Origin of the sequence: Pseudomonas sp. 22526 (assembly GCF_052044735.1) — a bacterium.
GTDB classification, from domain to species: Bacteria; Pseudomonadota; Gammaproteobacteria; order Pseudomonadales; family Pseudomonadaceae; genus Aquipseudomonas; species Aquipseudomonas piscium.
This window is the reverse complement of sequence record NZ_JBQENK010000029.1, coordinates 49,334-61,444: the sequence shown is the minus strand read 5'-3', so window position 1 is coordinate 61,444 and position 12,111 is coordinate 49,334. Positions and strand designations below refer to the sequence as shown.

The following is a 12,111-nucleotide window of genomic DNA, read 5'->3' as shown; positions in this document are numbered from 1 at the left end:
GCCAATGGCACCGCCGAGGCCGGCACCGTCGATGAGGACGGCCTGGCCAATGGCATCGCCGGGGGTGTCGGGGATGTGGCGGGTGAGTCCACCACCGCCAATGGCAGCGTCACCGGGATCTTCCAGTCCGGCGCCGACGTGCCACTGAGCTATGCCCTGTCGAGCGACACCAGCGGTCTGCCAGCCCTGAGTTCGGGCGGGGTGGCACTGGCCTACAGCGTCCTGGGCAACACCCTGACCGCCAAGGCTGGCGCAACCGATGTGTTCACCCTCAGCCTGACGGTAGCGGGTGCCTACACCTTCACCCTGCTCCAGCACCTGGATCACGCGTCGGGCAACGACGAGAACGACATCACCCTCAACCTGGGCAGCCTGCTGCAGGCCACTGACAAGGACGGCGACACAGTGACGGCCGCGGCCGACAAGCTGGTGATCACCGTCGATGACGACACCCCGACCCTGGCCTTCGGCAACCTGATCGGCACCGGGACCCAGCTGGCGCAACAAGGCTACTGGAACCTGGGGTCTGGCGCCGACGGGCTGGATGCCAACGGCCTGGACATTTCACTGGTGAACGGCCAGTTCACTCTGGTGCGGCCGGATGACACCACCAGCATCGGCACCGGCACGCTGGTCGAGCAGTCGCCTTCACCGGATGGCAATGGCGCCTATCAGTTCGCCGGGGCCTTGACCGGTGATTTCGACAACAACGCAGCCACCGCGGATACCACCATCCACTACACCCTGAGCGCCTACGCCAATGGCACCTATGCCCTGGACCTGGAGGAAGGCTTCCGTTCGGTCGTCGTCCTCAGCAGTGCCGATGGCTCACTGGATGCCGGCGGGCCGGACCCAGTGCGCACGCTGACGATAGGTAGCGAGGATGTGGTGTTCTTCGGCGCTAACCCGCTGGCTCCGCAGACCGGTCCGAATAGCATCCTCACCGGCATCGGGCTCGGGGCGCCCGACCCTACCGAAGCGCAGTTGCAGACCAACCCCCTGCCGTCGTTCATCGGCACGGCGGCGTTGAACGTCAGCACCTCGGGTATCGGCATCGCCAACAACAACCTGGAGGGCAACAACACGGCGGGCATCAATGCCGGTGACGAGAGTTTCGTGGTCAACCCCGAGACGCTGTTGACGGCCATGAAGGTCTATATCGACAACTCGGTGCAGGGCTACAACCCGGCCACGGAAGAGCTGTACTACACCATCTACTTCGAAAACGGCACGACCTCGGGCGCCCCCATCAAGGTGCAGGCCGCCGACCTGCATGCGGAAGCGGGAGGCCAGACCTCCTTCACCCTGGAGTGGGATGGTACCCACCTGATCGATGCGGTCCAGCTCACCATGGGCAAGGGTACGATCAAGATCCCGACCATCGAGTTCATTCACGAGACCCAGAGCCTGGCCAGCGATATCCGGCTGGCGTTCAACGCGACGGTGACGGACAAGGATGGTGATACGGCGACCAGCGCGTTCGACGCCAACCTGTTCGCCAACGACCCGGCCGATGCCCTGTTCGACTTCCGGCTGGTGGGCACCACGGGTGAGCGGGATGCCTTCAACATCGACCTGTCAGCCACCGAGAACCAGTACCAGGTCAGCGGCTTCGATGCCGGCGCAGGCCAACGGGATGCGGTGGTGCTCATTGGTGATGCGGGCGCCGTCGTGCAATCGGTCGACAACACTGGCGCCGACAGTGTGGTGACAGTGACCGAGACCGGCGGGCAGATAACGACCATCACCCTGGTCGGGGTCGACCTGCTCAATACCGACATTGTGCTGGGCAGCGTCTGAAACCTGGTGCGTCAAACCCAAGCGAGGGTGGCCTGGAAACCACCCTCGCTTTTTTTTTGCGCGCCCCTATGAGAGCCGCTCTACAACGGCCTGTTGCCACCCTCGCGGGCTAACGGAAAAAGGCCCCCCGAGGTCCTTTTTGCGATCGCTGCTGCGCCGCCTCCCGTTTCCCCTGCCACATAGGCTGAAACTCCCATCCGGCTTGGGAGTATCGGCCAATGCGCAATCTCCTACGCATCCCCATAGTTGTTGCATCTGCCAACAGGGGGGGCCCGGGTGCGGCCTCAACGACTGGAATTGCCCCAGGAGAACGTCATGACTACCTCTAAAACAACGACATCGCCCACGAACGAACTGACCACTGACACCAGTACCGCTCTCTACCCCGTCTTCCCCAGCGACAACACGCTGACCGTCAGCACGGCGAACGGCATTGCGCCCGTGGTGCTCGGTGCGAGCGTGACCCTGGACGAAACCAGCGGGTTGCAGAACGCCACCGCCACACCAAGCCCGGCAGGAGACGCTGACGACAATGACATTCTGTTCTCCGCCCTGCCCTCGACCTTCGCCACCCGCTTGACCGCCCTTGGCGCCGGTACCGCGATGGACGCCGCCTTGAGTGGTTATACCGGTGCCCCGGGCAACACCGGCAGCAATGCCTTCACCCTCAACCTGACGCCCGGCATCAATGTCATCGATATCAAGTTCACCGACAGCCTCGGCGCGCCGCTCAACGGCCTGGACAGCGGGCTGGAGACCCTCGATGGCACCGACATCCTTCTCTATACCGACAGCAACAACAACATCCTGGTCGGTCGGGCCGGCGGCCCTGCCGGCGCCATCGTGTTCGCGGCCTATATCGAAGAAACCGGATCGCCGGTCAGCGGCGGCAAGATCTGGACCGTGGAATACCAACCGCTCAAGCATCCGGACGCCAGTAACCCGGACGATGCCCTCAACCTGTTGAACAAGGTCTTCGTCAGCACCGTCCAGGACGGATTCAACCTGAACAATGCCCCCTCCGGGCAGAACCTGTTCCTGATGTTCACCGGGGCGAACCCGACGGTGGTCGATGACAACGGTGTGTTGCGGGTCAGCGATCCGGCGATCATCGCCACCGGTAAAGATCCCGCAGACCAGTCGAGCGGCGCGAATATCAACACGGGCGACAGGATCAATACCAGCCAGGGCGGTGGCCCGATCACCATCGGCACCAACAATCAGATGATCACGGAACAGGAAGGCATCCGCCTGACCTTCGTCACCGGCGCCCGGCTGGATGTGACCATTCCCAACCTGAGCCAGAACGAAGCCGATGTCGAAGACAACATCGACTTTACCGCCATGTTTAATACGAAGACGGCCAGTTTCGATGTCGTGCAGCTGCAAGGCGGCAAGACGGCGATGGTCAAGATCAGTGCCTTCAGCACCGCGGTTGAAGACCGCGTGGACTTCGTCAACGGCTATGCCAACGATGCATCGGTGGCCATCACCAATGTCCGCGTCTTCGATAAAAGCACCGGGCTGCTGATCGAGAATTCCGACGGATCGGTGAATGATCCGAGCATTGCCATCAGCTTCTCTGGTGGAGTGGCAACCGTCACCGGCGTCAAGGCCAACTATCAGATCGAATACACCACCAGCGCGGATCACAACCGCGTACTGGTCGAGAACGGCGCAGCCGTCAACGCCAGGGGCGATAACCACGCCGACTTCGATATCGGTGGTTTCTCGCTGCGCCATCCTTCTACGATCACCAGCGAAATCGGCTCGCAGATGATCTTCGAGGACGATGGACCAGCTGCGGCCGGAACCGCCGAGGCCGGCACCGTCGATGAGGACGGCCTGGCCAATGGCATTGCCGGCGGCGTCGGCGATGTGCCTGGCGAGGTCACCACCGTCAGCGGCAGCGTCACCGCAATCTTCCAGTCCGGCGTCGATGTGCCACTGAGCTATTCCTTGTCGAGTGATACCAGCGGCTTGCCTGCCCTGAGTTCCGGTGGCGTGGCCCTGGTCTATAGCGTGGTGGGCGACACCTTGACCGCCAAGGCCGGTGCAGTCGATGTGTTCACCTTCAGCCTCAGCGCCGCGGGTGCCTACAGCTTTACCCTGCTGCAGCCCCTGGATCACCCAGCGGGCAACGACGAAAACGACATCACCCTTAACCTGGGTACGCTATTGCAGGCCACGGATAAGGATGGCGATACGGTGACGGCTGCCGCCGAGAAACTGGTGATTACCGTCGATGACGATACGCCCACCGCAACCGGCGTCGCCGAGGCCGGGACCGTCGATGAAGACGGCCTGGCCAATGGCATCGCCGGCGGTGTCGGTGACGTGCCTGGCGAAGCCACCACGGCCAGCGGCAACGTGACGGGTATCTTCCAGTCCGGCGCCGACGTGCCACTGAGCTATTCCCTGTCGAGCGATACCAGCGGCTTGCCAGCCCTGAGCTCCGGTGGCGTGGCCCTGGTCTACAGCGTGGTCGGCGATACCCTGACGGCCAAGGCCGGTGCAGTCGATGTGTTCACCTTCAGCCTCAGTGCCGCGGGTGCCTACAGCTTTACCCTGCTGCAGCCGCTGGATCATCCAGACGGTAACGACGAAAACGACATCACCCTCAATCTGGGCACGATGCTCCAGGCCACGGATAAGGATGGCGATACGGTCACCGCCGCTGCCGAGAAACTGGTGATTACCGTCGATGACGACACGCCAACCGCAGCAGGAACCGCCGAGGCTGGCACTGTCGATGAAGACGGTCTGGCCAATGGCATTGCCGGTGGTGTCGGAGATGTGGCAGGCGAAGCCACCACGGCCAGCGGCAACGTGACCGGGATCTTCCAATCCGGGGCCGACGTACCGCTGACCTACTCCTTGTCGAGCGATACCAGCGGCCTGCCAGCCCTGAGCTCCGGTGGCGTCGCGCTGGTCTACAGCGTCGCGGGTGACACCCTGACCGCCAAGGCTGGCGCTGTCGATGTGTTCACCTTCAGCCTCAGTGCAGCCGGTGCCTATAGCTTCAGCCTGCTGCAACCGCTGGACCATCCAGCGGGCGACGATGAAAACGACATCAGCATCAACCTCGGTACCTTGCTGAAAGCCACCGACAAGGACGGCGATACGGTAACGGCCGCCGCCGAAAAACTGGTGATTACCGTCGATGACGACACGCCAACGGCGAATGGCACCGCCGAGGCCGGCACCGTCGACGAAGACGGCCTGGCCAATGGCATTGCCGGTGGTGTCGGTGACGTGCCTGGCGAAGCAACGACGGCCAGCGGCAGCGTGACCGGGATCTTCCAGTCCGGTGCCGACGTACCTCTGACCTACTCCTTGTCCAGCGATACCAGCGGCCTGCCAGCCCTGAGTTCGGGCGGAGTAGCCCTGGTGTACAGCGTCGCCGGCGATACCCTGACGGCCATGGCTGGCGCAGTCGATGTGTTCACCTTCAGCCTCAGCGCCGCGGGTGACTACAGCTTCAGCCTGCTGCAACCACTGGATCATCCGGCCGGCAATGACGAAAACGACATCACCCTCAATCTGGGCACGCTATTGCAGGCCACGGATAAGGATGGCGATACGGTGACAGCCGCCGCCGAAAAACTGGTGATCACCGTCGATGACGATACGCCAACGGCGAATGGAACCGCCGAGGCTGGCACCGTCGACGAGGATGGCCTGGCCAACGGCATTGCCGGCGGTATCGGCGATGTGCCGGGCGAAGCCACCACGGCCAGCGGCAATGTGACTGCAATCTTCCAGTCCGGTGCCGACGTGCCGCTGACCTACTCCTTGTCGAGCGATACCAGCGGCCTGCCTGCCCTGAGTTCCGGTGGCGTGGCGCTGGTCTACAGCGTCGCGGGTGACACCCTGACCGCCAATGCGGGCGTGGGTGGCGCCGAGGTATTCACCTTCAGCTTCAGTGCCGCGGGTGCCTACAGCTTTAGCCTGCTGCAGCCGCTGGATCACCCAGCGGGCAACGATGAAAACGACATCACCATCAACCTCGGCACGATGCTCCAGGCCACGGACAAGGATGGCGATACGGTGACGGCCGCCGCCGAAAAACTGGTGATCACCGTCGATGACGACACCCCCACCGCCAATGGCGCCGCCGAGGCTGGCACCGTCGATGAGGACGGCCTGGCTAATGGCATTGCCGGTGGCGTCGGCGACGTGCCTGGCGAAGCCACCACTGCCAGCGGCAACGTCACCGGTATCTTCCAGTCGGGTGCCGACGTACCGCTGACCTACTCCTTGTCGAGTGATACCAGCGGCCTGCCGGCATTGAGTTCCGGTGGCGTCGCGCTGGTGTACAGCGTGGTGGGCGATACCCTGACCGCCAATGCGGGTGTGGGTGGCGCCGATGTATTCACCTTCAGCCTCAGTGCCGCGGGTGCCTACAGCTTCACCCTGCTGCAGCCGCTGGATCATCCAGCCGGTAACGATGAAAACGACATCAGCATCAATCTGGGAACCCTGCTGCAGGCTACCGACAAGGACGGCGACACGGTGACGGCCGCCGCCGAGAAACTGGTGATTACCGTCGATGACGACACGCCAACCGCAACCGGAGCCGCCGAGGCGGGCACTGTCGATGAAGACGGCCTGGCCAATGGTATTGCCGGTGGCGTCGGCGACGTACCTGGCGAAGCCACTACGGCCAGCGGCAATGTGACGGGCATCTTCCAGTCGGGTGCCGACGTGCCGCTGACGTACTCCTTGTCGAGTGATACCAGCGGCTTGCCAGCCCTGAGTTCGGGCGGTGTGGCGCTGGTCTACAGCGTGGTGGGCGATACCCTGACCGCCAATGCGGGCGTGGGTGGCGCCGAGGTATTCACCTTCAGCCTCAGCGCAGCCGGTGCCTACAGCTTTAGCCTGCTGCAGCCGCTGGATCATCCCGCCGGCAATGACGAGAACGACATCAGCATCAACCTTGGCACCCTGCTACAAGCCACGGACAAGGACGGCGATACGGTGACGGCCGCCGCCGAGAAGCTGGTGATCACCGTCGATGACGATACGCCAACAGCGAATGGAGCCGCCGAGGCCGGCACCGTCGATGAAGACGGCCTGGCCAATGGCATCGCCGGTGGTGTCGGTGATGTGCCTGGTGAAGCGACCACGGCCAGCGGCAGCGTGACGGGCATCTTCCAGTCCGGCGCCGATGTACCGCTGACCTACTCCTTGTCGAGTGATACCAGCGGCTTGCCAGCCCTGAGTTCCGGTGGAGTGGCACTGGTGTACAGCGTCGCCGGCGATACCCTGACGGCCAAGGCTGGCGCAGTCGATGTGTTCACCTTCAGCCTCAGCGCCGCGGGTGACTACAACTTCAGCCTGCTGCAACCGCTGGATCATCCGGCCGGCAATGACGAGAACGACATCAGCATCAACCTCGGCACGATGCTGCAGGCCACCGACAAGGATGGCGATACGGTCACCGCCGCCGCCGAGAAACTGGTGATTACCGTCGATGACGACACGCCAACGGCAGCCGGAACCGCGGAGGCCGGTACTGTCGATGAAGACGGCTTGACCAATGGCATTGCCGGTGGCGTCGGCGACGTGGCTGGCGAGGCCACAGTGGCCAGCGGCAACGTCACCGGCATCTTCCAGTCCGGGGCCGACGTACCACTGACCTACTCCTTGTCGAGCGATACCAGCGGCCTGCCTGCCCTGAGTTCGGGTGGGGTGGCGCTGGTCTATAGCGTGGTGGGCGACACCCTCACCGCCAATGCGGGCGTGGGTGGGGCCGATGTGTTCACCTTCAGCCTCAGTGCCGCCGGTGCCTACAGCTTCACCTTGCTGCAACCGCTGGACCATCCAGCCGGTAACGATGAAAACGACATCACCCTCAACCTGGGAACCCTGCTGCAAGCCACCGACAAGGATGGTGACACGGTGACAGCCGCCGCCGAGAAACTGGTGATTACCGTCGATGACGATACGCCAACGGCAGCTGGAACCGCCGAGGCCGGCACTGTCGACGAAGATGGCCTGGCCAATGGCATTGCCGGCGGCGTCGGTGACGTGCCTGGCGAAGCCACCACGGCCAGCGGCAACGTGACCGGGATCTTCCAGTCCGGGGCCGACGTACCGCTGAGTTATACCCTGTCGAGCGATACCAGTGGCTTGCCAGCCCTGAGTTCCGGTGGTGTGGCGCTGGTGTACAGCGTCGCCGGCGATACCCTGACTGCCAAGGCGGGTGCAGTCGATGTGTTCACCTTCAGTCTCAGTGCCGCGGGTGCCTACAGCTTTACCCTGCTGCAACCGCTGGATCACCCTGCAGGTAACGATGAAAACGACATCACGATCAACCTGGGAACCCTGCTGCAAGCCACCGACAAGGATGGCGATACAGTGACGGCCGCCGCCGAGAAACTGGTGATCACGGTCGATGACGATACGCCAACCGCAACCGGAACCGCCGAGGCCGGCACCGTCGACGAAGACGGCCTGGCCAATGGCATCGCCGGTGGTGTCGGCGACGTACCTGGCGAAGCCACCACTGCCAGCGGCAACGTCACCGGCATCTTCCAATCCGGGGCCGACGTGCCACTGACCTATAGCTTGTCAAGCGACACCAGTGGCCTGCCAGCCCTGAGCTCCGGTGGAGTGGCACTGGTCTACAGCGTGCTGGGTGACACCCTGACCGCCAAGGCCGGTGCGACCGATGTATTCACCTTCAGCCTTAGTGCCGCGGGTGCCTACAGCTTCAGCCTGCTGCAACCGCTGGATCATCCGGCCGGTAATGACGAAAACGACATCACCATCAACCTCGGTACCTTGCTGAAGGCCACCGACAAAGACGGCGACACGGTGACCGCTGCCGCCGAGAAACTGGTGATTACCGTCGATGACGACACGCCAACCGCCAATGGAACCGCCGCGGCCGGCACCGTCGATGAAGACGGCTTGGCCAACGGTATCGCCGGTGGTGTGGGCGACGTGGCTGGAGAAGCCACCACGGCCAATGGCAGTGTCACCGGCATCTTCCAGTCCGGGGCCGACGTGCCACTGACCTATAGCTTGTCGAGTGATACCAGCGGCCTGCCAGCCCTGAGTTCCGGTGGAGTAGCACTGGTCTACAGCGTCCTGGGCGATACCCTGACCGCCAAGGCCGGTGCGACCGATGTATTCACCTTCAGCCTTAGCGCAGCCGGTGCCTACAGCTTTACCCTGCTCCAGCCCCTGGATCATCCAGCGGGCAACGATGAAAACGACATCACGATCAATCTGGGTAGCTTGCTGAAGGCCACCGACAAGGACGGCGACACGGTGACGGCCGCGCCCGAGAAGCTGGTGATTACCGTCGATGACGACACGCCCACCGCCAATGGCACCGCCGAGGCCGGCACCGTCGATGAGGACGGCCTGGCCAATGGCATCGCCGGGGGTGTCGGGGATGTGGCCGGTGAGGCCACCGTGGCCAGTGGCAGCGTGACCGGCATCTTCCAGTCCGGGGCCGATGTACCGCTGAGCTATTCCCTGTCGAGCAATACCAGCGGCTTGCCAGCGCTGAGTTCCGGCGGGGTGGCGCTGGCCTACAGCGTCCTCGGCAACACCCTGACCGCCAAGGCCGGCGCGACTGACGTGTTCACCCTCAGCCTCACGGTAGCGGGGGCCTACACCTTCACCCTGCTCCAGCACCTGGATCACGCGGCGGGCAACGACGAAAACGACCTCACGATCAACCTGGGCACACTGCTGCAAGCCACCGACAAGGACGGCGACACGGTGACGGCCGCAGCCGACAAGCTGGTGATCACCGTCGATGACGATACGCCGACCCTGGCCTTCGGCAACCTGATCGGCACCGGGACCCAGCATGCGCAACAAGGCTACTGGAACCTGGGGCCTGGCGCCGACGGGCTGGATGCGAACGGCCTGGATATCTCGCTGGTAAACGGCCAGTTCACCCTGGTCCGGCCGGACGACACGACCACCACCGGCACCGGTACGCTGGTCGAGCAATCGCCGTCACCGGACGCCAATGGCGCTTACCAGTTCGCCGGGGCCTTGACCGGTGATTTCGACAACAACGCGGCCACGGCGGACACCACCGTCCACTACACCCTGAGCGCCTACGCCAACGGCACCTATGCCCTGGACCTGGAGGAAGGCTTCCGCTCGACTATCGTCCTCAGCAGCGCCGACGGCGCGCTGGATGCCGGTGGCCCGGACCCGGTACGCACTCTGACGATCGGCACCGAGGATATCGTGTTCTTCGGCGCCAACCCGCTGGCTCCGGCAAGCGGCGCGAACAGCATCCAGACCGGCATCGGGCTTGGAGCGTCCGACCCGACCGAAGCGCAACTGCAGACCAACCCGCTGCCATCGTTCATCGGCACCGCAGCCTTGAACGTCAGCACGGCCGGCATCGGCATCGCCAACAACCTGTTCCAGGGAGACAACCAGGCGGCGATCGGCGCAGCCGATGAAAGCTTCGTCGTCAATCCGGAAAGCCTGCTGACGAGCATGAAGGTGTTTATCGACAACTCCGTGGGCGGTTACAACACGGCAACTGAGGACCTGTACTACAGGGTCTTCTACGAAGATGGCACCTTCTCCAACCTGATCGAGGTCAACACCCTGACGCCGGAGGCCGGTGGGCAGGTGTCCTTCACCGTCGAGAAGTCGGCCACCTCCTTGATCGATGCCGTTCAGCTGACGATGGCCCGGGGCGAGATCAAGATCCCGACGATCCTGTTCACCCACGAGACCGAGAGCCTGGCCAGCGACGTCAAGCTGGCGTTCAACGCGACGGTGACGGACAAGGATGGCGACACCGCGACCAGCGCGTTCGACGCCAACCTGTTCGCCAACGACCCAGCCGACGCCCTTTTCGACTTCAGGTTGGTGGGCACCACGGGTGAGCGGGATGCCTTCAACATCGACCTGTCGGTCGCCGAGAACCAGTACCAGGTCACCGGCTTCGATGCGGGAGCAGGCCAGCGCGATGCGGTGGTGCTTATTGGTGACCCGGGCGCCACTGTGCAGTCGATCAACAACGCCGGCGCCGACAGCATCGTGACGGTGGCCGAGACCGGCGGGCAGATCACGACCATTACCCTGGTCGGGGTCGATCTGCTTAATACCGATATCGTAATGGGCAGCGTCTGAAACCTTCGCGCATGCGAACCGATGCGAGGGTGGCCTGGAAACCACCCTCGCTTTTTTTACCGGTCCGAAATTCCTCGATCGCATCCGCGAAAAATGCCCAGGCAGCCCAAGGCCCACAGAGCACGGCGACATGCCTGCGTATGCATGGGACAGGAAATGATGAGCACAACATCACCCTCGACCCGGACATCCAGGCCGACGACAAGGACAGCGACAAGGACAGCAAAGGGGCTGCCTTGTCTTTGATCACCTCATTCCAGTTCCACCCAGGTGGAGTCGGGCGGCTCTTCGTTGTCGGTGAGCCCGTGCTTGAGCGCATACATCAGCAAGTCGATGCGGTTGATCAGGTTGAGCTTCTGATAGATGTTGCTGAGGTGGTTGTGCACGGTGTGCTCACTGATGCCCAGGTGCTCGGCGATGCTCATGTATTTGGCGGACGGGTCGCCGACGATGGCGCGAATCAGTTCCCGCTCGCGCAGCGTCAGCCGTGCCTGCTTCGCCTGTTCCAGGTTGCATCGCAAGGGTACATGCCTGCTCGCGGCATAGCCGGAAAGCCCGCCGGACCAGGCCCGGTCCAGCCCGACGTCGTGATGGTGGACCTTGATGATGGCCTGGACGATCGACTCCGTCGGGTCCTCCGCCAGCACGATGCCGCGCGCGCCCGCCTCGATCGCCTGGGCAACCGGGACGGATTCGTACAGGCCCTTGAGCACCAGCAGTTTCATTTCGCTGTTGTGGGTGAGCCCCGCGACGACTTCCAGCGGGTTCAGCGCATCCGGAAAGAAACTGAAGAAAATCACATTGGGACGCAACTGATCGGCAAGGTCCAGCGCATTGGTGTAGGTGGTGGCCTGGCCGCTCACCTCCATCCGGGGCCTCCTCGCATTGATCAAATCATGAAGCCCCATGAGCACCAGGGGGCGGCAATCGATCAGCATCACGCGTATCGTTTTTTTATGGTCTGGCATGTCTTCCTGCCTCCCCTTGAAAAACGATGACCTTCATACGCGTTGGCCTTCCTTGATCGGCCACTCGCTCTTGAAGGACGGATGCGAGCGCCGACAGGCTCTGAAAGTGCCCGCCCGGCTCTTGGCGACCCGGGGTACAGGCAGAAGTTGCGGAGGTTTCCCAAAGCCGGACAAATCTATCGAAGCAGCATAAATAAGAATAACTATCAATAGCTTG

At 63.2% G+C, this 12,111-nt stretch carries 3 protein-coding genes; 2 read left to right on the top strand and 1 reads right to left on the bottom strand.

All coding sequences use genetic code 11. The features are described 5' to 3' along the window. A partial coding sequence (locus tag ACTJKT_RS29435; RefSeq protein WP_440789974.1) for a T1SS-143 repeat domain-containing protein occupies positions 1-1,800 on the top strand: 1,800 nt, incomplete at its 5' end. Between the two features lie 315 nt (positions 1,801-2,115). Continuing rightward, a complete protein-coding gene (locus ACTJKT_RS29430) occupies positions 2,116-10,926 on the top strand; it encodes a T1SS-143 repeat domain-containing protein (RefSeq protein ID WP_440789972.1) in 8,811 nt (2,936 codons plus the stop codon). Positions 10,927-11,177: 251 nt separating this feature from the next. Here ACTJKT_RS29430 and ACTJKT_RS29425 read toward each other — a convergent pair whose 3' ends face one another. Beyond that, positions 11,178-11,894 (bottom strand): response regulator transcription factor, encoded by a 717-nt coding sequence (locus ACTJKT_RS29425; protein ID WP_440789970.1) that lies wholly within the window; start codon positions 11,892-11,894, stop codon positions 11,178-11,180. Positions 11,895-12,111 lie beyond the last annotated feature (217 nt).

Bases quoted from the DNA above. Each gene is read 5' to 3' on its own strand.
- ACTJKT_RS29430 (WP_440789972.1), top strand. From the start codon at position 2,116: ATGACTACCTCTAAAACAACGACATCGCCCACGAACGAACTGACCACT.
- ACTJKT_RS29425 (WP_440789970.1), bottom strand. From the start codon at position 11,894: ATGCCAGACCATAAAAAAACGATACGCGTGATGCTGATCGATTGCCGC.